Below are 24,915 nucleotides of genomic sequence, written 5' to 3'. Positions count from 1 at the left end.
GGTGTCGGGGCTCGGGATGTACGCTGCCGATCACCGGCCGGGGTGGGGCCGGGGGGATGGGGGAATCCACATGAGCTGGGTGGCCAACGTCATGATTTCGGCTGACGCCTCCGACGCGGAGAACGTCGAAGCGCTGAGTCACTGGCTGCGTGAGGAGGCGCCCCGACGTGAACAGCCAGGTGTTTCCGGCGTCGGTTTTCTCACCCACACCACCGACGGGGAATCCCGTTGGGGCGGTTGGAAGTGGCCCGAGTGCAGCGTGTGGGCAGGTGCCCTGAACCACGCCGATCTGGACGCCCTCCGACAGCGTGTCGCCGAGTGCCCGTGGCAGGAGCCCAACGCCGTGCAACTGTTCGTCATGGACCAGGAGGAGTCGTTCTTCCGCCTGTGGATGATCCGGGACGGCGAACTGAAGCAGTTCGCACCTCTGGAGCCCTCTGAGGAGGACGCCGGTTTCTATCGGAGCTGGCGCGATTGGTCGGCCGACGGGTCAGGAGCCGACACCTGACGGAGCCCGACCTGGACGAGCGAGTCCGATATCGGGTCCGGCTCGCGAGTTCGCTGGTCAGGTCCGTCAGGTGGTCGTGCTTCTGGTGCAGACGCCGTGCCCCCAGAACGGGCGCTGACTTCCACGGCGGAGGTCAGCGCTTTTCGCGTCGGGTGCGGACGCTCAGGGCGATGACGGAGACAAGGAACCAGAAGGCACCGAAGGCCGAGTATCCGGCGACCGTGGACAGACTGCTCGTCGCCGAGGCGGACGTGGCGGCGACGGTCGCACCGGCGAGTACGGACTGTCCACCGCTGATGACCATGGGCCACTGGGCGCCGACGGTGCGCCGGCGTCGAATCGCCACGACGAGCTGGATGGCTCCGGAGAGCAGGGCCCAGAGGCCGAACACGAGCAGGGCCGTCCCGATGGTGGAGAAGACGGCGATGACCATTCCGGCGGTGGCGGCGACGCCGAGACCCATGTTGACGGTACTGACGCGGTTCGTGGAGCCGGCGCCGGCCAGGCGACGCTCGAGGAGCGTGGCGACGGCGTCCCACAGGGGGTAGACGATGAGCAGCACGGCCGCGATCACCGAGGGACTGTCCGTCGATACGAGCGAGGCGGAGGTCGTGAGGACGAGCGCCACCCAGATCAGGGAGAAGGCGACCCGGATCAGATAGAGCGATCGCAGCCCGGAGGGCGTCGTCGTGGCCGCGGTCGACGTTGTCGAAGTCATGGTGGTCTGAGTCATCGGGTGTCCCGTTGTGATCGTGACGGTGTGAGACGGTCGCCTCGATGACGAGTCTCAGCGGCTTCGGGAGGAGCCGCGTACTTCGAACGAAGTAGTTCTGCCGTCCACCTCGATGGAATGACTTCCGCCGCCTCCGTCGACCGAGGCGGCTCCGCCGTCTACATCGTTCGAAGTACACGGTCGCCGCACACGTGAACGAGAATCGGTTCATGGTCGAGGCGCAGAACAGTCAGGACGGGCTCGCGGCACCGCTGTGGGTCCGCCGCCCCGAGGTGCTGCACCGAGTCGCCTATGCGGCGGCCGCGCTGGTGTTCACCGGTCAGATCGTGGCAGCCGTACTCAGAGGCTCGGACTGGCCGACGGCCCTCTCCGTGCTCCTCGCCGGCGGCGGTGTCACCCTCTCGTGGTGGAAGCCGTGGGCAGGACTGGTCGTGACGAGCGCGGCGTCCTTCGCCGTCACAGCGGTGGGCCACGACCCCCTGTCGGTGTGGATGATGGCGGTACTCGTGCTGTTCTCGGTCACCCTCAGGGGAAAGCAGCCCCTGGCCGGAACCGGCATCGTGGCGGCGTTCTTCCTGGGGGCGTTCATGACGCTCGGAGGATTCCGCGGCGGCGCGGTCGTGGGAGCCGCCGCCCTCTTCTCAGCCGTGGCGGGAGGCGCGACGGGGACCGCGCTCCGCATCCATCGAGAGCACTGGTGGACCCTCGAGGAACGAGCCGAGAGCGCAATCGCCACCCGCGAGATCGAAGCCACCCGACGAGTGACCGAAGAAAGACTCCGCATCGCCCGAGACCTCCACGACGTCATCGGCCACCAGGTCGCGATGCTGAGCCTGCACCTCGGTGCGGCGGAGATAGGGCTGCCCGAAGACGCCGAGTCCGCCCGGCAGGCCCTCGTCTCGGCCAGATCCAGCGCCCGCACCGTCGTCGTCGAGACGCAACGCATCCTCGCGCTCCTGCGCCTCGGGGACGACGCGTACGACGACGAGGCACTGCGGCCGACCCCGGCGCTCAGCGGTCTGGAAGGACTCATCGCCTCTTTCGAGAGCATCGGCCTCGACATCCGGCCCTCCATCGCCATCCCCGACGGTTTCGTGGAACCCAGCGTCGGCGTGACGGTCTACCGGGTCGTTCAGGAGGCACTCACCAATGCCTACCGGCATGGAGAGGGGACGGCAACGGTGGATGTGGGCGAGAGCGACGGCAGGATCTGCGTCACGGTGGAGAACCGCGTCGGTCGCACCCCCGGCGGCTCCGGGTCGGGCAGCGGACTCGGACTCGTGGGGATGCGCGAACGCGTCGAGTCCTCCAGCGGGCGGCTGACGATCGACAATCACGACGGGCGATTCCGGGTGCACGCGGAGTTCAGCCCCCTGGGAGCCGTCGTCCGATGACGCGCATTCTGATCGTCGACGACCAGGACGACATCAGGGCCGGGATCCGGGCCATGCTTCGGCTCGACCCGGGTCTTGTTGTCGCGGGTGATCTCTCCGATGGACTCCAGGTCGTCCCCTTCCTCCGGGACCACCCCGTCGACCTGGTGCTGATGGACATCCGGATGCCTGGCATCGACGGTGTCGAAGCCACCCGCCGGATCCGCGAAGAGCATCCGCCCGAAAAGACGCGGGTGATCGTGCTGACCACGTTCGACCAGGACGACATCGTCCTCGCAGCCCTGCGCGCGGGCGCCAACGGTTTTCTGAGCAAGACCGTGAGCCCCGCTGAACTCGTCGCCGGAATCGCCGAGGTCGTCGGCGGTGGCGGTGCTCTGTCGGCCGCCGCGACGGCCGCACTGATCGGTCACATGACCCACAGTCCGCCCCCGGTGATCGACCGGGAACTGCTGCGCCGCTTCGACGCTCTCACCCCCAGGGAGCGGGACGTGGTCGTTCTTGTCGCAAGCGGTCTCGGCAACGACGAGATCGCGGCCCGGCTGTCCGTGTCGCCGTTCACCGTGAAGACACATGCGGTGCGGGCCATGACCAAGGTGGGTGCACGTGATCGAGCGCAACTCGTCTCGTTCACCTTCCGGGCCGGCCTTTATCCCTGAGCCCGCCGAGCAGAGGTCATCGGTCTAGGCACCCCGAAGCCCGAGATCGGTACCGCTGCGGAGGTCAGGGAACCCCTGGGCGATCAGGGCCGCGGGCTCGAGGCACGCATGCCGAGCAGCCGCATCGGTCGGGGCGTCGGCACAGCCCAGCCGCTCGTATCCGGCCACGGCGGTGCGAAGCTTCTTCGCGACGGAACGCAGAGTCGCGAAACCCTCGCGCCGGTCGATCTGCTCCAGGGCGAACGACGCATCCGCCCCCGTGGCTTGTGCCGCGGCACCGCAGCGGGCCGTGAACATCGCGGGTGACGACGTTGAGCAGGGTGATCCCGTGCCCGAGCCGAACCGTGTCTCATCGGCGGAGAGACGGTCCTCGACGACCGTCCTGACGTGTTCCGCGACTGCCGCCCGGGACGACTCGGTGGCCGCCGCCCGGCCCGCGGACGCGACGGGTGACGCCGCCCGGTGCGCACCGGTCCCGGCGGGGGTGTCGCTGCAACCCGCCAGCAGCGCCACAGCCGTCATTCCGGTGCCTGCCATCCACATCAGCCGCCGCTTCACCTGGTTCCGCCCCCAACCGCGCTCGTGTCGGGCGTGATCGTAGCCCGGACCTGTCCGGGTCCGGTCGGTGGGCCGGAGTGATCGGCACCCCGGCGACAGCGGGGCCGGTCGGTCCTTCTCTCTCACCGGCGATCGACGCGCGTGCGGAAATTCCCGGCCGTAGAGGCCGGATATGACGGAGACTCCTCTCATGGCTGACATGGGGGCGTTCCGGGAAGCGATCACGGCGTGGGCGGCCGGTGGTCCCGGCGACCGGGCACGCGATCTGGCCGCCCGGCTGCCCGTCCGGACGGCCGTGCTGCTCGAAGGGCCGAGCGATGTCGCTGCGGTCGACGCGCTGGCCGCGAGCCGCGGCCGGAACCTCGCCGCCGAAGGAGTCTGCGTCGTATCGATGGGCGGTGCCATGAACGTCGGGCGCTATGCCCGTCTGCTCGGGCCACCCGGTCTCGGCCTCCGCCTCACAGGACTGTGCGACGCGGCGGAGCGGTCCTACTACGCCCGCGGCTTGCAGCGGGCCGACGCGGCAGAGGAGTTCTTCGTCTGTGCCGCGGATCTGGAGGACGAGCTCATCCGCGCGCTGGGCGTGGCCCGGGTGAAGGAACTCGTCCGGGAGGAGGGCGACTTGCGTGCGCTGCAGACCTTCCTGCACCAGCCCGCGCAGAAGGACCGCAGCTCACAACAGCAGTTGCGGCGCTTCCTCGGCACGAAGAAGGGACGCAAGATCCGCTACGGCCATGTGCTCGTCGCGGCGCTCGACTCCGACCGCATACCGGCCCCGCTCGACGGCCTGCTCACCAGTCTCTGATCGGTCACTCTCCGCCCGGGAGCCGGGACCGTCCCGTCGGGGACGGCCCCCGTACGGTTGACCGGGCAGGGTCGGCTTCCACCATGCCCATCATTCAGAAGCGACACCGCTGAATCCGATGAAAAGGAGCTATTGGACTTCAGGATCACGCCCGGGCAGTGTGGGAACCTCCCCCTTTTTCGGGGCACCCTGTCCCTGCACCACCCGGAGATCACCCGATGAACCACGTCGCGGACCCCGAGCGCTACAACGGCACCATGCGCTACCGGCGCACCGGGCGCTCAGGACTCGACCTTCCCCTCCTGTCCCTGGGTTACTGGCACAACTTCGGAGACGACCGGCCGTTCGAGTCCCAGCGAGAGATCGCTCTGCGGGCCTTCGACCTCGGTATCACCCACCACGACCTGGCCAACAACTACGGTCCGCCGTACGGCTCCGCCGAGATCAACTTCGGGCGCCTGATGAAGCAGGACCTCGCGCCGTACCGGGACGAGATGGTGATCTCCACCAAGGCCGGCTGGGACATGTGGCCGGGCCCCTACGGTCAGGGCGGGGGCTCCCGCAAGTACGTCCTCGCCTCGCTGGACCAGTCCCTGAGCCGTATGGGCCTGGACTACGTGGACATCTTCTACTCCCACCGGCTCGACGCCACCACGCCGCTCGAGGAAACGATGGGCGCGCTGGACACCGCCGTCCGCCAGGGCAAGGCCCTCTATGTCGGTATCTCCTCCTATGACGCCGAGCGCACCCGTGAGGCGGTCGCCATCCTGCGCGACCTCGGCACCCCACTGCTGATCCACCAGCCGTCGTACAACATGTTCAACCGCTGGATCGAGACCGAGGGCCTGCTGGACACGGCGGAGCAGGAGGGCTTCGGCGTCATCGGTTTCACCGCGCTCGCGCAGGGGCTGCTGACCGGCCGCTACCTCGACGGGATCCCGACCGACTCGCGGGCCGCGCAGGACAAGTCCTTCGACACCTCCTGGCTGTCCGAGGACGTACTGCACCGGCTGCGGGCCCTGAACGACATCGCCGCCCGCCGCGGCCAGTCGCTGGCGCAGATGGCTCTCGCGTGGGCCCTGCGGGACGAACGCGTCACGTCCCTCGTCATCGGCGCCTCCCGAGTCGAGCAGCTGGAGCAGAACGTCGCCGCGCTGGAGAACCTCCACTTCGGCGCCGAGGAACTGGCCGAGATCGACAAGTACGCCACGGACGCGGGCGTCGACCTGTGGCAGAGCGCCCGCCTCGGCAGCCTCTCCTGATCGTCGGCCCGGACAGGCACCCCCGCGCTCACCCGCGGGGGCGGGGCGTGCCGGGGTCCGGGCGTCGGATGCGGGTCAGGGCGCGACGAACAGGGTCGGGAAGCGGGGCGCCAGCCACGGCTTGCGCCCCCAGGCAAGTACCCGGCCGCGACTCATGGCCAGCCACGGGTTGCACCGCCCCAAGGCGATGAGCAGGAACGTGACGGGCTCGGTGAGCAGTGTGCAGTCCGAGCGGGCCGGCCGCTGCGGTGTCACGTCGACGGTGCCACCGCTGAAGGTGACGCCGAATTCGGTCCCGCCCCACAGGCGGAGCGTGTACCGGGCGGTCAGGCCGGCGACGGCCGAGGCGTCGGCGACACGTGGCATGGCCGCGAGCAGGAACGGCAGGCACAGCTCGACCCGGGCCTGATCGATCATGTGCGGCCGGCCCACCGCCCGGGCGAGGTCGTAGCCGTGGCCGAGCATGTGCGTCAGCAGGTAGGAGGCCAGTACGGAGCGGTCCATGGGGCCGAGCGGTGTGACGAGTGCCCCGTCCGCGGACCCGTCCGGCCCGGCCTGCGCCGCCGCGTCGAGGAACGCCTCCGCCTGCTGCACGATCATCGCCGCCAGGGGCCTCGCGCCACGCTCCCCGAACGCCGCGAGCGCTCGCGCGTTGGCCTCGGCCAGACTCTGGGGCGTGCCGTCCCCATAGGGGCGTTCGCGCCCTGCGGCGAGATCGGCCATCAGCTCGTTGGCCTGCGCCAGATGGGCGGCGGCCTCTCCCACGGTCCACTGCGAGTTCGGCACGGGTCCGTTCGTGTCGGCCACCTCGGTCAGCAGGGTCGCGATGTCTGCGGCGGTTTCGCGTATCGCCCGCCCCAAGCCCGCGGGCAGACTGCCCTCGGTGTCCACTCGCGTCCCCGCATCCATGGCGTTGCACTCCCTCGTCGTACCGGCCGCGCTCGTCGTGCGCGTAGCTGCGCCACCCAATCAGCCACGGCAGCCTGCGGCAAGAGCCGGAGCAGCGCTGCTCAAGACCCTTACGAAGTGGTCCGTTGCGTGTGCGTGCCGGCAGTGACGATCCACCGCTTGCTGCGGTGGGCGTCAGGGATGCGCGGGGGTGTCCCGGCGCCGCCGCTCCCCGGTGTCCGCAAGGCGGGGAAGAGGCCGGGTGCGGGCAAGGAGCAGGGTGGCGTCGTCGGACGGTGGGTCGCTGCGCACGGTGGCGACGGCTTTCGCCGACAGTTCGTGGAGCGCCGCCGGAGGATGGGCCAGGGCGGCGGCGAGACGGTGTATGCCGGACTCGATGTCCTCGGACCGGGACTCCACCAGTCCATCGGTGTAGAGGGCGATCAGGGTGCCGTCCGGGATCTTCATGCGGGCCGACTCGTACAGTCCCACCCCCAGCCCGATGGGGACGCCTGCGGGGACCTCGGGGACCGTCGCCCGTCCGGCGGGGTCGACGACGACGGGTGGGGGGTGGCCCGCGCGCGTCACGTCGAGGAGCCGTTCGATCGGGTCGTAGACGACGTACAGACACGTCGCGGCCAGACTGGGAACGGCGAGATCCGCGTGGTCCGCCTTCTCCTGCGCCAGACGGACCACCGTGCGGTCGAGCCGGCTCAGCAGCACCGCAGGCGGCAGATCCATGTCGGCCAGTGTGTGCAGTGCGATCCTGAGCCTGCCCATCGCGGCCGCCGCCGCGATGCCGTGCCCGACGACATCGCCCACGACGAGTGCCACCCGGTCCCGGGGCAGCGGAATCACGTCGTACCAGTCGCCTCCCACCCCGTGTTCCATGTCGGCGGGCAGATAGCAGTAGTCCACATCGAGGGCCGGCCCGCCGGACACATGAGAAGGGAGTAGATCGCGCTGCAGCGCCAGGGCCGCCGCCCGCTCGCGGGTGTAGCGATTGGCGTTGTCGAGGCTCAGGGCGGCGCGGTCCACGAGCTCCTCGGCGAGGAGCAGGTCGTCCCTCTCGAACGGGTCCGGGTTGTCGGTCCGTACGAAGACCGCGATACCGAGCACACGGCCGCGCGCCTGGATCGCCACCATCATCACGGAGTGCATACCTGTCTCATGGATGACGCGCGAGCGCTGGGGATCGCTCACCAGCCAGGAGTGCAGGGACGGGTTCAGCACCGGCTCCAGATAGGACTCCCCGCTGGTGAGGACCTGTGTGAACGGTGAGGCCGAGGGGACGTAGACCGGCTGCCCGAGCTCCCACAACGACTCCGGGATCCCCTCGTGGATCGAGGCCACCCCCGCCCGCCGGAAGACGGGGATGCGTCCCGCATCCATCCCGAGCCGCGCCAGGGGCTCCTCACCCAGCGGTACGGCCTCCGCGAGGTCCACGGTGGTGTAGTCGGCCAGGCGCGGGACGACGAAGTCGGCCAGTTCCTGCCCTGTGCGCATGACGTCCAGCGTGGTGCCGATCCGGGTGCCGGCCTCATTGAGCAGCATGAGCCGCTTGCTCACGAGCCGCCGGTAGGCGGCGGCACGGCCGTCGCTGGCCGCGGCCAGCCATCTGGTCGCGCCGTCCCGCGTGGAGAGCCTGGAGATCCGCAACTGCACGTCCAGGTGATGACCGCCCCTGTGGCGCAGCCGCACGGTGCCCGACCAGCCTCCCGGTGCGGCGGCTCCCCGCAGGACGGCCGTGACGAACGGGCCGGCGTCGGCCGCGGCGAGCAGGTCGGCCAAGGGCCGTCCCAGCACCTCGCGGGCGGTGTAGCCCAGCAGGGTGTGGGCGGCCTGCGTCCAGCCGGCGACCGTGCCGTCCGCATCGATGACCGCCGTCACCGCGCCGTCCGATTCCACGCCCTCACCGCTCGCAAGGGGATCGCGGTCGGCAGCGGCTTCGTCAGCGCTGCCCATGGCCTTCCCCCGGTGACGGGCAGGACCGTCGCCCCGCCGGCGCCCGAAGCGGGGAAGCGGCGGGCCGGAGGCGGCCGCGGACACACGGCGGCACGAGGACAACCGGGCCACGGGCCCCGATGAAGTGGCTCAGCGTGTCGTTGTGGGCCATGCAGTCATTTTCTCTCCGTACCGCGGTCGGTGGGTGACTACCGGACCCTCCCTCGCCGGGTGATCGGCCCACGCACGGACCGGGCCCGTACGGTCCGCCCGGGTGCCGTGCCGCCCGGCGTCCGGCGTCCGGCGTCCGGCGTCCGGCGTCCGGCGGGTGCAACGACCGCGGTAGCCCCCGGCGCGATGTCGCCGGGGGCCGCCCCGTCTCATCCGGCCGCGGGTCCGCGCAGCTCCGGCGGCTCGTTGTCCAGGGCGAGATCGGTGTCGGCGTCGAATCCGACCGCGGAGTGCCCGACCGTGGGGTGGGCTATGTCGGTGCCGAGATCGAAGGCGGCGTCGTCCACCGCGTGCGCCAGCTCCTCGTCCTCCCTCCGCCGGACGGCGTCGCGGTGGTGTTCACTCATCCGCTCGACAAGGCCGCGGATCCCGTCGTGGGCTTCCTCGTGGGCATCAGCTTCACTCATGGCGGTCATCGTCGGTGCAGGCAACGGTCCGGGACAACCGATCTTCGGGGAACAAACCGCCAACTCCCCGTCCAGGCAGGAGCGGGTGCCGTCACGCACCGTCTCGCGTGCGGTGCGGTCGTGCCGCCGGCAGCGGGCCGTAGGTGTCGGCCGCCGCGTCCGTCAGGGCGTGCCGCCGTTCCGGCCCCGGGAGCGGGCCCTGTGGACCGCCCTCGCCCATGGCCCGGACCGCGTTCCCGCAGCGGAGCGCTCCTGCACCCTGCCCTTCCGTTTCCCCGCGCGTTCACAAAGCACGTCGTTTATTGTTCAATCAGTGGGGGCCAGTAGGAGGTCGCACCATGACAGAGCTCGGACTGAGCGACACGGTGGGGATTCTGGGGCAGCCCGGCGTGCGCACGCGACGCAGCAGCGCCGGGCTCGGATGGGAGCGGCTGTATCTCTCGACCCAGGAGGAGCAGCCCTACCACGCCGAATTCGATCCGGCACCCACGCATCTGCTGATCCTTCATCTCAGCGGGCCGGTCACCGTGCGGCGGGGGCACGGCACGGGAACACGTACGCGGAAGATCCCCGCCGGAGGGCTGTTCCTGCAGCCGGCCGGCCGGACCCTGTCCGTCGAGCTCGGCGGACGGCTCGACACGGTCCACGCCTACCTCACGGACGAGGCGCTGCGCGAAGCCAATGAGGGACGGGCCGTCGAGCTGTCGGAGGAACTCGGGACCTCGGATCCGCTCGCCGAGCAGCTCGTCCTCGCGCTGGAGGGCACTGCGCGACGCTGGGAGCCGTCGGCGCGGACCTACACCGACCAGCTGACGGAGATGCTCGCCGCCCAGCTCGTACGACGGCACGGCACCCGCCCCGTCGAACCGCGGCCGCTGCGGTCCGGGCTGTCCGGCAAGCAGCTCGCCACCGTGCGCGAGCTGATGGAGGAGCGCCTCGCCGAACCGCTGCCGATCGCCGATCTCGCCGCCGCGGTCTCCTTGAGCAGCAGCCAGTTCACCCGGCAGTTCCGGGCGAGCACGGGGACCTCACCGCACCAGTACCTGCTGTCACTGCGGCTGGAGCAGGCGTGCCGGCTGCTGCGCGCCGGAACCATGGCCATCGGAGAGGTGGCCGTCGAATCCGGTTTCTCCCACCAGGAGCATCTGACACGGGTGATGCGCGCACGGCTCGGCACCACTCCGGCGGCTCTGCGCCGCTCGGGCTGAGACCGCGGCGCCCGGTCACGCACCCGCACCTCAGCGTTCCAGCACCAGTGCCAGCGCCTGTCCCACTCCGATGCACAGCGCGGCCAGCCCCCTGCCGCTGCCCGCCGCGGCGAGCTGGTGGGCGACCGCCCCGGTGATCCGGGCACCCGAGGCGCCCAGCGGATGACCGATGGCGATGGCCCCGCCGCGCGGATTGACGACCGAGGGGTCGATTTCCGGCAGCGCGGCCAGGCAGCCCAGCACCTGGGCGGCATAGGCCTCGTTGAGCTCGATCGTACGGAGGTCGTCGGGTGCCACCTCCGCCTTGGCCAGCACCTTGCGGATGGCGTCCACCGGCCCGAGTCCGAAGTACCGCGGGTCGATGCCCGTGACCGCGGCCGCCCGTACCCGTGCGAGGGGCTCCCTGCCGATCGCGGCTAGTCCGTCCTCGTCGGCGAGCAGGAGGGCCGCCGCCCCGTCGTTCAGCGGGGAGGCGTTGCCCGCGGTGATGGTCCCGTCCGCGAGGAACGCCGGCTTCAGTGCGGCGAGGGCCTGCAGGGAGGTGGTGTCGCGGATGTTCTCGTCGCGCGGCAGCGTGACGCCTCGGGGAGGAACCACCTCGCCGTCGTACAGCCCCTCGCTCCAGGCGCGTGCGGCGTTGCGATGGCTGGCGAGCGCGAACGCGTCCTGGGCCTCACGGGTGATGCCGTGCTTGGCACCGACGAGTTCCGCGCTCTCGCCGAGCGGGATCGTCCACTCCTGGGGCATCTCCGGGTTGACCAGCCGCCAGCCGAGGGTCGTGGAGTGCAGCCGCTGGTCCTTCGCGGGAAAGGCCCGCTCCGGCTTGGGCAGCACCCAGGGGGCGCGGCTCATGGACTCGACGCCACCCGCGACGGCGACGGAGGCGTCACCGAGAGCGATGGCGCGGGCCGCCTGGATGACGGCCTCCATCCCCGAACCGCAGAGCCGGTTGACCGCTGCCCCCGGCACGGTGACGGGGAGTCCCGCAAGCAGGACGGCCATCCGGGCCACATCGCGGTTCTCCTCTCCGGCTCCGTTGGCGTTTCCGAACAGCACGTCGTCGATGCGGGCCGGGTCCAGATCCGGGCTGCGGTCCAGAAGGGCCCGCAGCACGCCTGCCGCCAGGTCGTCCGGGCGGACGCCGGACAGGGCGCCGCCGTAGCGGCCGAACGGGGTCCGGACGGCGTCGACGATGTACACATCTCGCGGTCGCTCGATCATCGGGGGCTCCTTGCGGGTCAGCAGTTGAGGACGACGGGGGTGAGGGCGACCACCTGGGAGACCGTCACGCCGGGCGCGGTCTCGACCAGTTCCAGGCCCCACGGGGTGACGTCCAGAACGCACAGGTCGGTGATGATCCGGTCCACGCAGGCGCGTCCCGTCAGCGGCAGCGTGCACTCTTCGACGATCTTGGGGGTGCCGTCCTTGGCGGTGTGCTCCATCAGCACCACCACCCGGCGGGCGCCGTGGACGAGGTCCATGGCACCGCCCATGCCTTTGATCATCTTTCCGGGAACCGCCCAGTTGGCCAGATCCCCGCGCGCCGACACCTGCAGCGCACCCAGGACGGCGGTGTCGATGTGCCCGCCGCGGATCATGCCGAAGGAGAGCGAGGAGTCGAAGAAGGACGCCCCCGGCCGTACGGTGACGGTCTCCTTGCCCGCGTTGATGAGGTCGGCGTCGACCTCGTCGGGCGCCGGGTACGACCCGACGCCGAGCAGTCCGTTCTCGGAGTGCAGGACGACGTCGACGTCCGGTGGCAGATGGTCGGCCACCAGCGTGGGCAGCCCGATGCCGAGGTTGACGTAGTCTCCGTCGCGCAGCTCGCGCGCGGCCCGCGCCGCCATCTCGTGCCTGTTCCAGCTCACTGTGTGCACACCGCCTCGTACGAGCGCCGGGAGAGAAGCCGCTTCATCGCTCGCGCACCGTCCTCTTCTCGATCCCCTTGTCGGCGGCCTGTTCGGGGGTGAGCGCCACGACGCGCTGCACGAACACGCCCGGCACGTGCACCTCGTCGGGGTCGAGCACACCGGGCTCGACCAGCTCCTCCACCTCGGCCACCGTGATGCGGCCGGCCATCGCCGCGAGCGGGTTGAAGTTCCGGGCCGCGCGATGGAAGACCAGGTTGCCGTGCCGGTCCCCGCGGGCGGCCCTGACCAGGGCGTAGTCCGTGGTGATGGCGCGTTCCAGGACGTACTCGGTGTCGTCGAAGACCCGCACTTCCTTGGGCGGTGAGGCGAGGGCGACCGATCCGTCGGGGGCGTAGCGCCACGGCAGACCGCCCTCCTGGACCTGTGTGCCGACGCCTGCCGGGGTGAAGAAGGCCGGAATGCCGCAGCCTCCGGCGCGCAGCCGTTCCGCGAGGGTGCCCTGCGGAATCAGCTCCACCTCCAGTTCGCCTCCGAGGTACTGGCGCGCGAATTCCTTGTTGTCACCCACGTACGAGCCGGTGACCCGGGCGATCCGGCCCGCGGCCAGCAGGACGCCGAGGCCGCGGCCGTCCACTCCGCAGTTGTTCGACACCACCCGCAGATCGCTCACTCCGCTCGTGTACAGGGCGCCGATGAGGACCTCCGGCACGCCGCTCAGCCCGAAGCCTCCGACGGCGAAGGACCGGCCGTCCGCCACGTCCGCCAAGGCCTCCTCGGCCGTTGCCACTTGCTTGTCCATGACTGCTCCCTACCGCCCGAGCACCTGACGGAGGGCGCCCAGCAGTTCCGCCCGGGCCGATGCCGCGTTCCCGGGGGCACCGGTGCACCGCCATGCGACATGGCCGTCCGGTCGTACCAGCAGCACACCGTCCTCGGCGATCTCCGAGACACGACTCCATTCGCCGTACGCGTCACGGGAGTCGGGGTCTCCGATGCGCACGGACCGCAGTGGTACGCCGAGTTCGTCCCGGCAGGCGTCCGCAGCCGACTCCCACACCCCGCCCGAGAGCCCGGTGAGGACGGTGAAGACGCCCTTGCCGACGACATCGAGCGTGGAGATCCGTCCGCCTCCGGCGTCGACCAGCCAGGCGTGCGGGACCTTGGCGCCGGGCCTGGTCGTCGGACGGGCGACCAACTCCGGGTCCGCCGAGCGGCCTTCGTCCGGACCGTCGCCCGGGACGACCGCACCGGAGACATAGCGCTGGTTCATCTCGACGCCGTGCGCGTTGAATTCGTAGTTCTTCAGCTGGACCGCGTCCTCGAGGAGGCGTCGCTTCTTCGCACCGTCGGCGGTCGAGGCCCGCAGCGCCGCGAGGCCCTCGGCGATCGTCTCCTCGTCGCTTCCCGCTCCGACGCCGAGCACGTCGAAGACGGGTCCGAACTGGTCGCGGCTGAGGTTGGCCCGCTCCACGATCTGCCGTCCGACGGGGGCGCGTTCGGCGGTGTAGCTGTCGAGCAGCGCGGGCCCCGCCTCACCGCGGATCACCATGGCCAGCTTCCACGCGAGGTTGTAGGAGTCCTGGATCGAGGTGTTGGAGCCGAGACCGTTGGACGGCGGGTGCCGGTGCACGGCGTCACCCGCGCAGAACACCCGCCCCGTTCCGTAGGAGGCGGCGTAGCTGTGGTTGACGGTCCACAACGAGGTCGAGGTGATCTCCACCGGCAGATCGGGGTCACCGATGAGGTCGCGCACGATGCGCCGTGCCTCTTCCTCGTCCACCGCGGGCGGCGGCTGCTCGATGTCGTAGCCCCAGACCAGCAGCCACTCGTTCCACGGACGGACCATACGGACCAGGCCCATGCCGATGCCGCCCGTCTCCGCTCCCGGGCGCAGCACCCAGTAGAGGACGCTCGGACGGTGCGCGCAGTACCGCGTGAGATCGGCCTTGAAGACGATGTTCATGCTGCCGGCCTTGCCCATCCGCCCGTCGAAGGGCAGGCCGAGCTGCTCCGCCACCGTGCTGCGTCCTCCGTCCGCGCCGATGAGATAACGGGCGCGCACGGTGAACTCGTCGCCGCGGATCCGGTCGCGCAGCAGCGCGGTGACACCGTCCTCGTCCTGGGTGAAACTCAGGAACTCGGTGTCGAAGCGGATCTTCGCTCCGCGCTCGGCCGCCTTGCTCACCAGGATCGGCTCCAGGTAGGTCTGCGGCAGGTCGATCATCTCGCAGGGGCTCTTGGACGCGTACTCGGTCAGTGTGGCCGGGCCCGTGCCCCAGCTGCGGATCCGGCCGATCTCCTCACCGGCGAGGGCGGTGCACAGGACGGTGTCGCCCATGAGGTGGGACGGACTGCCGACCGCGCGGGCCTCGGGCTCGACGCCGAGATCGCGCAGCACCTCCATGGTGCGCTGGTTCGTGATGTGCGCTCGCGGGGTGTTGGCCAGCCAGCCGTACTTCGTCACCAGCAGGGTGCGTACGCCGTACGTGGCGAGAAGCAGAGCGGCCGAACCTCCGGCCGGGCCGCTGCCGACGACCAGGACGTCGGTGTCGTAGGTGTCTGTGCGGGTCATGTGTGGGCGCTCCTTGGTCAGCCGGCCGACGGGGCGATGCGGAAGGTGTACTCGAGGCGGCGCCATTCCCCGTCGACGGGGCGGCCGTCGGGGGTGGGGCCGGTGTGCGGCGTGAAGTCGACGACGAGCGCGTCCTTGACGCCGAACACGGTGTCGCTGTCGAGGTAGGCGCCGCCCGCCACGAACAGCTGGGTGACGAGCCGCCGGTGACCCGGGGCGTCGATCATGAAATGGAGGTGGGGCGCCCTGAAGGGGTGGCGGCCGACCGCGGCCAGCATCTGCCCGACCGGTCCGTCGTCGGGGATCGGGTAGGCGGCCGGCAGAAGCGACCAGAAGGTCATCCGGCCCTCGGCGTCGGTGCGCAGCCGGGCGCGCAGCACCGGCCCGTCCAGATCGGGGAGCTGGACGTCGTAGAAGCCGTCCTCATTGGACTGCCAGACGTCCACGACGGCGTCCTTGAGCGGCTCGCCGGCCGTGTCCAGCACCCGTACGTCCACCCACAACGGCGTACCTGGCAGGCCACCTGAGATGTCGCTGCCGTGCTCGGTCTCGGGCGGGCCTTCGACGTAGAAGGGCCCGAGCACCGCGGACGGGGTGGTGGTGGGCGTACGGGAGTTGGTGAGCAGATCCACGGCGCTGGAGATCCCGAGCGTGTCCGACAGCAGCACGAACTCCTGGCGGGTCGGGCCGGAGATCTGCCCGGTGCGGGTGAGGAAGTCGATCGCGTACTGCCACTCGGCGTCGGTGAGGTCGTTGTCCGTCACGAAGGCGTGCAGACGCCGGACGAGGTCGGCGAGGAGGCCGCGAACGCGTGGATCCGGGGCCTGTGCGAAGGAGCCCACGACCTGCTCGGTGAGGCGGGCCACCTGGGCCGTGACGGTGTCGGTCGCCGTGCTCGGTCGGCGCCCGGACCAGGCGTCGGACAGCAGCGCGGCCACGCCCTCGGCGGTCACCTCGCGCGGGTTCGGGTAGGGGGTCGCGGCGGCCAGCTCGGCCGCCTTCGCCAAGTCCGATTCCGGCATGCCCAGATCACGCAGTGAGGTGGGACCGCCCAGGGAGGCGATCAGGTCATGGACTCCGGAGGGCGCGTCCGCCGTGCCGAGGGCCTCGGCGATACGGCGCATGGCGTCGGGTGCGGCGGCCGCGTTGTAGGCCATGGCGTGCGGGAGGACGACGGTGTGTGTCTCGGCGTGCGGCAGGTCGAAGCTGCCACCGAGGGTGTGGCACAGCTTGTGGTGCAGGCCCATGCCGACGGTGGCGAGACAGGTGCCGGCGAGCCAGGCCGCGTGCAGCAGATCGGCGCGCGCCCCGGGGTCGGTGGGGTCGTCGGCCAGCCGGGGCAACGCCCGGGCGATACGGGAGATCGCCTCGAGGGCCTGCCGGTCGGTGACCGGGTTGGCGTCGGCCGAGTACAGCGCCTCCACGGCGTGCGCCATGGCGTTCACGCCGCTGGTCACGGACATGCCGACCGGGAGGGTGGAGGTGAAGGCGATGTCGTAGACGACGGTCTCGGGCAGGATCGCCGCGGAGGACTGTGTGACCTTGCGCCCGTCGCGGGTCTCGCCGAGCACGGGGGTCACCTCGGACCCGGCGTACGTGGTCGGCAGGATCACCTGCGGCAGATCCGTGCGCAGGGCAAGCGCCTTCGACAGGCCCGTCGTCGAGCCGCCGCCGACGGCCACCAGACAGTCGGCGGCCGCCTCCCGCAGCACGGCGAGCGCCTGCTCGGTCACTTCCACGGGTGTGTGCATCACCGCGCCGTCGAAGTCCGCCACGACCAGATCACCGAGTGCTTCACGGACCCGGGCGGAGGCCCCCGTCGGGGACGAGCCGGACAGCAGCAGCACCCGGCTACCGCCGAGCCGCTCCACTTCCTCCCGAAGCCGGCCGACGGTACCGGTACCGAAGACCACCCGTGAGGGACGGGATGTATAGACGAACGTCCGCATTGAGTTCCGCCTCCGCATGTCGGTGTTCACGCACCGTGTGCTTGGCCATCGAGTCTGCGAGTTACGCTCATGTGAACGCCTGCACGATCCGACCGTTGTCGCTGCACAAAACGCGCGGCGCGGCCCGGGACGGGGAGAGAGTGCGCCTGTCGTACGGAAGTCGCGTGCCGGGCGGCTCGGGGTGCCGCGGGCTTCCCGGTCGACGGGATTGACAGGTCCGGCACACATTTCGGCGCAGTACGAACATCTGATGGTCCGTCTGGTGGTATTGCCGCCACAACACGGCATGGCCCTCGGGGATCACGCTCGAGGTGCGCGTATCTCTTGACCGGACAGCCCCTCCTCCGACCTTGCGGGAGATCTCCGATGAGACGTCTGCTCATGGCCGTGACCGTTGTCGGTGCGGCCGGCGTGCTGACCGTCGCCCTTCCGGCGAGGGCCAAGGCCGCTGCCGCCCCGTACCCCTACGCACATGCCTGCACAAAGCCAACTGCGCATGCGGCGAACATGGCTGACGGTACGTCAAGTCAACTGACCACCATTGCCGCAGGGCGAACGGCACCGGCGGCGGCCTGACACCGGTGCTCGCCCCGGCCGGTCCGCCCGCACAGCCTCCGCCCGCGGCCGGGGCCCGCGCGGCGAACGCGCTCGCGACGGCGGACGGCGCCACGTGCGAGACACGGGGCTGCGGGTCTCGGGCGGGCGGCCCCGGTGCCTGCAGCGACGACGCCCCCATCGACCCGGTCGCATCGATGACCGGTGGCAGACCCGTTGGGGCAGCCCTAGAGTGAAAAGACGTTTCCCGTCACCGCCGCACCGGTCGGCATCGTGAACGGCCGATGTGCGGCCCGCAGGGGCGAGGCGGCGGCTCGTGGACGTGTCCGGATGCCCCGCTCGTGACCTGGGAAGGGGTGTGGCCCGTGGCCGAAAGCTCCCCCGAGCCTGTGCCCCAGTCGGTGCTGTCCCCGTTGACGACTGCCGCGATCTTCCTGGTGATGACCATCGATCGAGGTGGCGAGGAGCCCACCCGCGGGCTGCTGTCCGATCTGAACGGACTGCAGCGGGCCGTAGGCTTCCGCGCCTCCTCCAGCGGAATGCTGAGCTGTGTCACGGGCATCGGCTCCGAAGCCTGGGACCGCCTCTTCGCCGGGCCGCGCCCCGCGGAGTTGCACCCCTTTCGCGAGTTGGCCGGACCGGTGCACCGCGCCGTATCGACACCCGGTGACCTCTTGTTCCACATCCGGGCGGCCCGGCTGGACCTGTGCTTCGCGCTGGCCTCCGAGATCATGGAGCGACTGCGCGGTGCCGTGACGGTCCGGGACGAGGTTCATGGGTTCAAGTACTTCGATGTGCGGGACCTGCTCGGCTTCGTCGACGGCACGGAGAACCCGGTGGGGCCGGTGGCGAGCGCGGCCGTGCTGATCGGCGACGAGGACCCGCCCTTCACCGGCGGAAGCTACGTCATCGTGCAGAAGTACCTTCACGATCTCCAGGCGTGGAACGCCCTTCCGGTGGAGGCGCAGGAGATGGTGATCGGACGCCGGAAGCTGTCCGACGTCGAACTGGACGACGAGACCAAGCCGGCCGACTCCCATGTCGCGCTCACCACGGTCGTCGATCCCGACGGCACCGAGCGCAAGATCCTGCGCGACAACATGCCGTTCGGCACCGTCGGCGAGGGCGAGTTCGGCACGTACTTCATCGGCTACGCCCGTACCCCCGACGTCACCGAGACGATGCTGGAGCGCATGTTCCTGGGCGCTCCGCCGGCGACGCACGACCGCATCCTGGACTTCTCCACCCCCGTCACCGGCTCCCTCTTCCACGTGCCCACCAGTGACTTCCTCGACGACCTTCCCGACCCGCCCGGCGCGGACGAGTCCGGGTCCGAGAGCGAGACCGAATCCGACACCGGCGCCGACTCCCCCTGCGTCCACACCGACACCGTGCTCCTCGGGCAGACACGAGCACCGGACGGCTCCCTGGGGATCGGCGACCTGAAGGGCAGGTGACGCCGATGAACAACCTTCACCGCGAACTGGCGCCCATCTCCGCCGTCGCCTGGGCGGACCTGGAGGAGGAGGCCCGGCGTACGTTCGAGCGGCATGTCGCGGCCCGCCGCATCGTCGATGTGCCCGAGCCCGGCGGACTCGACCTGTCCGGCGTCGGCACGGGTCATCTGCAGACCATCGACCCGCCGGCCACGGGGATCACCGCCCGCACCCGTCTCGTCCAGCCCCTGGTGGAGCTGCGTGTCCCCTTCGTCGTCGACCGCGGGCAGGTCGACGACGTCGCGCGGGGAGCCAAGGACGCCGACTGGCAGCCGGTCAAGGACGCCGCCAGGCAACTCGCCCACGCCGAGGACCGAGCGGTGTTCGAGGGCTATGCCGCGGCCGGCGTCACCGGTCTGCGGGAGAGTTCGTCGAACCAGCCCCTGACACTGCCCTACGAGGTGCGCGAGTACCCGAACGCGGTCAGCCAGGCCGTGACCGCTCTGCGTCTGGCGGGCGTGGGCGGACCGTACACGCTGGCGCTCAGCGCGGAGGCGTACACCGCGGTCAGCGAGACCTCCGACTACGGCTACCCGGTCATCAGGCACATGGCCCGCCTCCTGGACGGCGACATCGTCTGGGCACCCGCCATCGACGGCGCCTTTCTGCTGTCCACGCGGGGTGGCGACTTCGAACTCCACATCGGCCAGGACGTGTCCATCGGCTATCTGTCGCACGACGACGACAGCGTGCGGCTGTACTTCCAGGAGACGCTCACCTTCATGGTGTACACCAGCGAGGCGGTGGTGGCCCTCGAGGCACCCGCACCGGGGCCCGACGCCGTCGGAGGGCAGGTGCCCGCATGAAAGTCGGAGTCGTCGGGGTGGGCGCGGTAGGAGCGGCCACGGCACTGTCCCTGGTCGAACGGGGCGGAACCTGCCGCGAGATCGTGCTGATCGACCGCAACACGCCCCGGGCCGACGGTGTGGCGGCCGACATGCGCTACGCGACGCCGCTGTCCCCCACGGTCGACATACGCTCCGGACGCTACGAGGACCTGGCCCATGCCGCGGTCGTCGTGATCACGGCGGGGACGAACGAGAAGGCCGGCGGTGCCACCGACCGGTCCGACCCGGAGGGACGGCTGCGGCTGCTGGACTCCAATGCGAGGGTGTACGCCGACATCGTCCCGCGGGTGGTCGCGGTCGTACCGCAGGCGGTGCTCATGGTGGTCACCGACCCACCGGACCCACTGGCCGACCTCACCCGTGAACTCGCCGGTCACAATCGGGTGTTCTCGACCGGCACATTGATCGACAGCCTGCGCTTCCGCGTCCAGCTCGCCGACCGGCTGCACGTCCGGCCGCGTGATGTGCAGGCACTGGTCGTGGGTGAACACGGCACCTCGGAGGTGCTCCTGTGGTCGTCCGCCACGGTCGGCGGCATCCCCGTGACCCGGCTGCTCACCGAGGACGACGCATCCGTCGAGCATGTGCGCGGAGAGGTCGAGAACGACATCCGGTACGCCAACATCGCCATCATCGAAGGCACGGGCGCCAGCCAGTACGGCATCGGGGCCGTGTCCGCCCGGCTCGTCGAGTCGGTTCTGCGCGACGAACGGGCGGTGCTGCCGGTCGCCGCCCACTGTCCCCGCTACGGGGTCACCCTGTCCCTGTCCAGCGTGCTGGGCGCGGGCGGTGTCCAGCAGATGCACGAGCCCGCCATGACTCCCGAAGAGCATCAGGCCCTGACGCAGAGCGCCGAGGTGCTGCGTGATGCCTCGCGGCGGGCCATGGCCGTCGGCGGCGCCTGAGCCGCCCCGGCGCACATCGCCCTGGTCACCCCTCACCCCTCACTCCGGGGCGACCGTGCCGCGGCGGACCTTGACGAGGGGCCCGCACGCGAGGACGACGGCCACCGTGACCAGCACGGCGGGGAGCGCTCCCGCCCACGCGGGGGCCACCCGTCGCAACGCCATGGCACCTGCCGCCCCCACGATCAGACCGCCGAGCCGGGCGGGCACCCACCCGTCCGCCCGCCGCGAACGACCCACACCCCGCACGATGTAGGTAGCCAGTGTTCCGGTCAGATAGGTGGTCGGGGCCGCCGCGCGTCCGGCCGCCACCATGGCGGCGGCCTGCGCCCCCATCGCCAGCGCGGCGCCGAACTGCAGCACGTCACGGAGCATCGCGTCCGGGGCACCGTCGACGGCCGCCCAGGCGCCTGCGCCGACCCCGAGCAGAGCCGCCTCCGCGACCAGGCAGGACAGCACACGCGACGGCCAGTGCGTGGCCACGCCCTCACGGCCGCGGGTGACCCATGCGACCGCCGCGGCACCCACACCGAAGCCCGCCAGTGCCAGTAGCGCGGCGTTCACCCCTGTGGCGCGGCCCTGGCCGATCGCCATCCCGAGCAGCGCGAGATTGCTGGTCATCACACCGGCGAAGACATGGTCCAGCGCGGTGAACGAGATCGTCTCCACTGCCCCGGACGCGGCCACGAGCAGGACCACGGCGATCCGCATCACCCGGTCCGTGCTGCCAGTCGGTACCGCGTGGGTTTCCATCCCGGCTCCTCCCGACGGCGGTCACCAACAGTAACGAGGGGCCTCGGGGCTTCCGGCGAACCGCGCCGGATGAACCGGCCGTGAGTCCCCCGCAACACCGCCCGGACGGGGAGCGTCGCCGACGGGCGTTCGTGCCGCGTCAACACGCTCTGCGCGGGTACCCGCGAGGTGGATGGCTCCGGCAGGGAGGGACACGGTGAGCGCATCGTCGATGAGGGCAGTGGGATGGGCACGCTCCCTGCCCCTGAACAGTGAGGTGAAGGTGGCCCGTGACTGGGCCCGCGAACATCTCGAGGCACTGGGCTGGACCGAGCGTGCGCCGCAGACGGTGGACGCCGTTCTGCTGACCGTCTCGGAACTGGTGACCAATGCCCACGTCCACGCGCACAGTTCCGCGCAACTGGTGCTGACCTGGGACACGCGCTGTCTGCATGTGGTGGTCCACGACGCCTCCACCGATCTGCCGGCGCGGCGGCCTCCGAGCACCGAGCGCCTCGGCGGGCGCGGGATGCTGCTCGTCGAGGCGCTGGCCGACGAGTGGTACGCCCGGCCCTGCCCCGACGGCAAGATCGTCCACGCGTGCTTCAGACCGCCTGCCGCGGCCACGGGCGCCGACGACTCCTGACGCGCCGTGCCCGGGCGCCGGGCCCGGGACGAGAACCCACCCGCACGGACGGCGTCGAGCCGGACGCCACGACGCCAGGGCCTGTCGCTCGGATCAGGTCGGCCGGGGGTCGCCTCCAGCTGCCGGGCGGCCGCGCAGCCTGCGCAGCATACGGGCGTCCTCGAATCCCACTTCGCGGGCCGCGCTCTCCATCGTGGCGCCGTGACCCAGGAGGTGCTCGGCCCGTTCCAGTCTCAGGGTCTGCTGGTACCGCAGCGGTGTCAGCCCCTGAGTGGCACTGCCGAAGCGTCGGGTGAGGGTGCGGGCGCTGACACCCGCGAAGGACGCGAGAGCCGCCAACGGCAGCGGTACGGCGAAGCGCTCGTCGATCAGGTCCTGCACGCGGTGCACGGCGTCGTCCAGATGAGCGCGGTGCCGCAGCATGGCGCTCGACTGGGGTTCATGGCCGTTGCGCCGGGTGTGCACGACCATCTCCCGGGCCACGCGGGCGGCGAGAGCCGGACCGTGCCGCGCGGCGACCAGGTGCAGGGCGAGGTCGATGCCGCTCGCGATGCCCGCCGAGGTGACCACCCGGTCGTCCGTGGTGAACAGGACGTCCCGGACCACGATCGCCCCGGGATGGCGTGACGCCAGTTCGTCCTGCACGTCGTGATGGGTGGTGCAGCGGCGTCCGTCCAGCAGTCCCGCCCGGCCGAGCGCCTCGGCACCGGCGCACACGCTGGCCACCGTGCCGCCGGCCGCATGGTGGGCACGCAGCCGCCGCAGCATCTCGTCCCCGATCGGCGGGCTGTCGCGCAGTGCGGGCCCGCTCCAGCCCGGCACCACGAGGAGGTCGTCGGCCCGAAGTTCGGGCCACTCGGTCTCCGCGAGAAGCGGCAGCCCCTGAGCACTGGGGACCCGCGCGTCCTCCGCCAGGTACGTCAGCTCGTACGGCCGCCCGAACTGCCCGACCGTGCTGAACACCTGGGCGGGTCCGGCCAGGTCGAGCAGGTGCACGCCCGGCACCAGGACGAAGACGACCCGGGTCACGCTCCGGCCGCCTCCGCCTCCAGCTCGGCCACCGTGGCGATACGGGCGAATCGGTCACGCAGCACGGCCTCGGTGCGCTCGATGATCGCGGCGGCACTCAGGTCGCCGATCGGGTGGGTGGCGGTGGCGTCGGTGACGAACACCATGCGGTAGCCGAGGTCGCTGCCGATCCGGGTGGTGGTCTCCACGCACTGCTCGGTGCGGATACCGCACACCCGCAGCTCCCGGACGCCCGCCTCGGTGAGGAGCTGCTGAAGGTTGGTGGTGGTGAACGCGTTGTGGGACGTCTTGTGGAGCACCGGCTCGCCCGGCAGCGGCCGTTCCAGCTCCTCCAGCAGGCGGACATGGCCCGACTCCGGGTCGAAGACCCCTGCGGAGCCCGGTTCGGTGTGCAGCACCCAGACGATCAGGTCACCGGCCGCCCGGGCCGACGCGACCAGCCGGCCGACCTGCTCGGCGATCTTCGGATCCGAGATCCGGCCCCACAGCGGATGGGCACGGAACGACTCCTGGACATCGATGACGATCAGTGCGCGATTCATGGCATCGATTGTGACCGGGCGGAACGCACCGGGCGCAGGCCCGATCCGGGCCGGCGGTGGAACGATCCGGTCACGTGTGGCCGCCGCGGGCGCGTCCGGCGAGGTGGGAGCGGTGCGGCTGTGACGCGGCCCACGGCCACGGTGTGTGGTTCTGCCCACATTGCGGCCGAATCGGCGGCGGTAGTGACGGCGGTCACCTCACGGCACGGGGGTTTTGTCTACGTTCGCAGTTCGGTGTCCCTCCCCCACGAACTGCAGAGGCCACTTCCACCATGCGCTACCGACTGCTCCCCCAGCGGCATCCGGAGACCGCGGCGAAGCGCCGGGGCAAGCGTGCCGTCGCCTGCGCCGGTGTGCTCCTGGCGTCGGTGACGGCGCTCGTCTCCGCCGGCACGTTCGACCCGTCACCGGCGACCGCGGCGGCTCCGGCGACACGACCGGACGGCCCCTCCGAGGTCCCCGCGTCGGTTCAGCCCAACAGCAGGCCGCAGGTCACGGCCGCGGTGCTGAGCATGGACGGTCGGGACCGCAGGACGGCCGTCTACGGCGATGACACCCCGTACGACACCGCGAGCATCATCAAGGTCGACATCCTCGCGACGCTGCTGCTCCAGGCGCAGGACGCCGGAAGGACGCTCGACGCCCACGAGCGGGCTCTCGCCGAGGCGATGATCAAGCACAGCGACAACGACTCGGCCAACGCCCTGTGGCGGGAGATCGGCCTGGCCCCCGGTCTGGAGGCGGCCAACAAGCGACTGGGACTGACCTCGACCGAGGGCGGTGCCGGATTCCTGTGGGGGCTCACGCAGACGACGGCGAGTGACCAGATACGTCTGCTGGGCGCGGTGTTCGGCACCGGCTCGGTGTCGAACACCGGTACCGGCCCGCTGAACGAGGCGTCCCGCGCGTACATCACGTCGCTCATGGCCCACATCGAGAGCGACCAGTCGTGGGGCGTCTCGTCGGCGGCGGGTTCCGGTTGGGCGCTGAAGAACGGCTGGCTGCAGCGCAGCGCGACCGGCCTGTGGGACATCAACAGCATCGGGCAGGTGACCGTGAACGGGCACCGCTACCTGGTCGCGATCCTCTCCGCCGGCAATGCCTCGATGAACGACGGCATCTCGCTGGTGGAGCGCACCGCGCGGACCGCCGTCGCCTCGGCGGCCGGTCGCTGAC

24 protein-coding genes are annotated in these 24,915 nt (G+C 70.9%); 11 read left to right on the top strand and 13 right to left on the bottom strand.

Going from position 1 to position 24,915, the window contains the following annotated elements; all coding sequences use genetic code 11:
• Positions 1 to 70 precede the first annotated feature (70 nt).
• On the top strand, positions 71 to 508 hold the full coding sequence (locus RCR19_RS36890) for a squamosa promoter-binding protein 15 (RefSeq protein WP_331269090.1): 438 nt from the start codon (positions 71 to 73) through the stop codon (positions 506 to 508).
• A gap of 133 nt (positions 509 to 641) precedes the next feature.
• On the opposite strand, the gene RCR19_RS36885 is transcribed toward RCR19_RS36890, so the two are convergent.
• Positions 642 to 1,226, bottom strand: coding sequence for a hypothetical protein (locus RCR19_RS36885; protein WP_331269089.1), 585 nt, complete (start codon positions 1,224 to 1,226; stop codon positions 642 to 644).
• Between the two features lie 206 nt (positions 1,227 to 1,432).
• On the opposite strand from RCR19_RS36885, the gene RCR19_RS36880 reads away from it, so the two are divergent.
• Both RCR19_RS36880 and RCR19_RS36875 read left to right on the top strand, forming a co-directional pair.
• On the top strand, positions 1,433 to 2,635 hold the full coding sequence (locus tag RCR19_RS36880) for a histidine kinase (RefSeq protein WP_331269088.1): 1,203 nt from the start codon (positions 1,433 to 1,435) through the stop codon (positions 2,633 to 2,635).
• Positions 2,632 to 3,291: a response regulator transcription factor gene (locus tag RCR19_RS36875; RefSeq protein ID WP_220295804.1), complete on the top strand. Its 660-nt coding sequence runs from the start codon at positions 2,632 to 2,634 to the stop codon at positions 3,289 to 3,291. Before RCR19_RS36880 ends, RCR19_RS36875 begins: the two co-directional genes overlap by 4 nt.
• A 24-nt stretch (positions 3,292 to 3,315) precedes the next feature.
• Here RCR19_RS36875 and RCR19_RS36870 read toward each other — a convergent pair whose 3' ends face one another.
• Positions 3,316 to 3,828: a hypothetical protein gene (locus tag RCR19_RS36870; protein ID WP_331269087.1), complete on the bottom strand. Its 513-nt coding sequence runs from the start codon at positions 3,826 to 3,828 to the stop codon at positions 3,316 to 3,318.
• A 211-nt stretch (positions 3,829 to 4,039) separates the two neighbouring features.
• On the opposite strand from RCR19_RS36870, the gene RCR19_RS36865 reads away from it, so the two are divergent.
• The gene (locus RCR19_RS36865) at positions 4,040 to 4,654 is read left to right on the top strand and encodes a TOPRIM nucleotidyl transferase/hydrolase domain-containing protein (RefSeq protein ID WP_331269086.1); all 615 of its coding nucleotides are present in this window, start codon (positions 4,040 to 4,042) and stop codon (positions 4,652 to 4,654) included.
• Positions 4,655 to 4,872: 218 nt separating this feature from the next.
• A complete protein-coding gene (gene mgrA, locus RCR19_RS36860; protein ID WP_331269085.1) occupies positions 4,873 to 5,916 on the top strand; it encodes an L-glyceraldehyde 3-phosphate reductase in 1,044 nt (347 codons plus the stop codon).
• A gap of 75 nt (positions 5,917 to 5,991) precedes the next feature.
• On the opposite strand, the gene RCR19_RS36855 is transcribed toward mgrA, so the two are convergent.
• The 3 genes from RCR19_RS36855 to RCR19_RS36845 form a co-directional block, all read right to left on the bottom strand.
• Positions 5,992 to 6,825: a maleylpyruvate isomerase family mycothiol-dependent enzyme gene (locus RCR19_RS36855; RefSeq protein WP_331269084.1), complete on the bottom strand. Its 834-nt coding sequence runs from the start codon at positions 6,823 to 6,825 to the stop codon at positions 5,992 to 5,994.
• A 174-nt stretch (positions 6,826 to 6,999) separates the two neighbouring features.
• Positions 7,000 to 8,769 carry a SpoIIE family protein phosphatase gene (locus tag RCR19_RS36850; protein WP_331269083.1) on the bottom strand — a complete coding sequence of 590 codons (1,770 nt, stop codon included), beginning with the start codon at positions 8,767 to 8,769 and terminating at the stop codon, positions 7,000 to 7,002.
• Between the two features lie 359 nt (positions 8,770 to 9,128).
• Entirely contained in the window at positions 9,129 to 9,386 is a 258-nt protein-coding gene (locus RCR19_RS36845) for a hypothetical protein (RefSeq protein WP_331269082.1), read from the bottom strand.
• Positions 9,387 to 9,724: 338 nt separating this feature from the next.
• Between RCR19_RS36845 and RCR19_RS36840 the strand changes: the two genes are divergently transcribed.
• The gene (locus RCR19_RS36840) at positions 9,725 to 10,594 is read left to right on the top strand and encodes an AraC family transcriptional regulator (protein WP_331269081.1); all 870 of its coding nucleotides are present in this window, start codon (positions 9,725 to 9,727) and stop codon (positions 10,592 to 10,594) included.
• Positions 10,595 to 10,624: 30 nt separating this feature from the next.
• On the opposite strand, the gene RCR19_RS36835 is transcribed toward RCR19_RS36840, so the two are convergent.
• From RCR19_RS36835 to RCR19_RS36815, 5 genes are read right to left on the bottom strand one after another with little or no spacing between them, the layout of a single operon-like run.
• Entirely contained in the window at positions 10,625 to 11,815 is a 1,191-nt protein-coding gene (locus tag RCR19_RS36835) for a thiolase family protein (protein ID WP_331269080.1), read from the bottom strand.
• A gap of 17 nt (positions 11,816 to 11,832) precedes the next feature.
• Positions 11,833 to 12,462 (bottom strand): CoA transferase subunit B, encoded by a 630-nt coding sequence (locus RCR19_RS36830; RefSeq protein ID WP_331269079.1) that lies wholly within the window; start codon positions 12,460 to 12,462, stop codon positions 11,833 to 11,835.
• A gap of 43 nt (positions 12,463 to 12,505) precedes the next feature.
• Complete coding sequence (locus tag RCR19_RS36825) at positions 12,506 to 13,264, bottom strand: CoA transferase subunit A (protein ID WP_331269078.1); 759 nt, start codon at positions 13,262 to 13,264, stop codon at positions 12,506 to 12,508.
• A 9-nt stretch (positions 13,265 to 13,273) separates the two neighbouring features.
• Entirely contained in the window at positions 13,274 to 15,037 is a 1,764-nt protein-coding gene (locus tag RCR19_RS36820) for an FAD-dependent monooxygenase (protein WP_331269077.1), read from the bottom strand.
• Positions 15,038 to 15,054: 17 nt separating this feature from the next.
• Entirely contained in the window at positions 15,055 to 16,986 is a 1,932-nt protein-coding gene (locus RCR19_RS36815) for a maleylacetate reductase and hydroxyquinol 1,2-dioxygenase domain-containing protein (protein ID WP_331269076.1), read from the bottom strand.
• Between the two features lie 920 nt (positions 16,987 to 17,906).
• Here RCR19_RS36815 and RCR19_RS36810 point away from each other — a divergent pair.
• From RCR19_RS36810 to RCR19_RS36800, 3 genes are read left to right on the top strand one after another with little or no spacing between them, the layout of a single operon-like run.
• Positions 17,907 to 18,998, top strand: coding sequence for a Dyp-type peroxidase (locus RCR19_RS36810; protein WP_331269075.1), 1,092 nt, complete (start codon positions 17,907 to 17,909; stop codon positions 18,996 to 18,998).
• A gap of 5 nt (positions 18,999 to 19,003) precedes the next feature.
• Entirely contained in the window at positions 19,004 to 19,843 is an 840-nt protein-coding gene (locus RCR19_RS36805) for a family 1 encapsulin nanocompartment shell protein (RefSeq protein WP_331269074.1), read from the top strand.
• On the top strand, positions 19,840 to 20,790 hold the full coding sequence (locus RCR19_RS36800) for an NAD(P)-binding domain-containing protein (RefSeq protein WP_331269073.1): 951 nt from the start codon (positions 19,840 to 19,842) through the stop codon (positions 20,788 to 20,790). Before RCR19_RS36805 ends, RCR19_RS36800 begins: the two co-directional genes overlap by 4 nt.
• Before the next feature lie 39 nt (positions 20,791 to 20,829).
• Here the strand turns inward: RCR19_RS36800 and RCR19_RS36795 are convergent, their stop codons facing one another.
• Positions 20,830 to 21,543 (bottom strand): YoaK family protein, encoded by a 714-nt coding sequence (locus RCR19_RS36795; protein WP_331269072.1) that lies wholly within the window; start codon positions 21,541 to 21,543, stop codon positions 20,830 to 20,832.
• A 211-nt stretch (positions 21,544 to 21,754) separates the two neighbouring features.
• Between RCR19_RS36795 and RCR19_RS36790 the strand changes: the two genes are divergently transcribed.
• Positions 21,755 to 22,168, top strand: a complete 414-nt coding sequence (locus RCR19_RS36790; protein ID WP_331269659.1) for an ATP-binding protein — start codon at positions 21,755 to 21,757, stop codon at positions 22,166 to 22,168.
• 93 nt (positions 22,169 to 22,261) lie between these two features.
• On the opposite strand, the gene RCR19_RS36785 is transcribed toward RCR19_RS36790, so the two are convergent.
• Together RCR19_RS36785 and RCR19_RS36780 are read right to left on the bottom strand one after the other, a co-directional pair.
• Positions 22,262 to 23,197 (bottom strand): DJ-1/PfpI family protein, encoded by a 936-nt coding sequence (locus RCR19_RS36785; RefSeq protein WP_331269071.1) that lies wholly within the window; start codon positions 23,195 to 23,197, stop codon positions 22,262 to 22,264.
• Positions 23,194 to 23,739: an isochorismatase family protein gene (locus RCR19_RS36780; protein WP_331269070.1), complete on the bottom strand. Its 546-nt coding sequence runs from the start codon at positions 23,737 to 23,739 to the stop codon at positions 23,194 to 23,196. The genes RCR19_RS36785 and RCR19_RS36780 overlap by 4 nt, the downstream gene beginning before the upstream one ends.
• A gap of 272 nt (positions 23,740 to 24,011) precedes the next feature.
• Here RCR19_RS36780 and RCR19_RS36775 point away from each other — a divergent pair, with 272 nt between their 5' ends.
• A complete protein-coding gene (locus tag RCR19_RS36775; RefSeq protein WP_331269069.1) occupies positions 24,012 to 24,914 on the top strand; it encodes a serine hydrolase in 903 nt (300 codons plus the stop codon).
• Position 24,915 lies beyond the last annotated feature (1 nt).

Source organism: Streptomyces sp. WAC07094 (assembly GCF_036320405.1).
Classification (GTDB): Bacteria; Actinomycetota; Actinomycetes; order Streptomycetales; family Streptomycetaceae; genus Streptomyces; species Streptomyces lannensis.
Note: the sequence above shows the minus strand (reverse complement) of the source record. Positions and strands in the feature narration are given on the sequence as shown.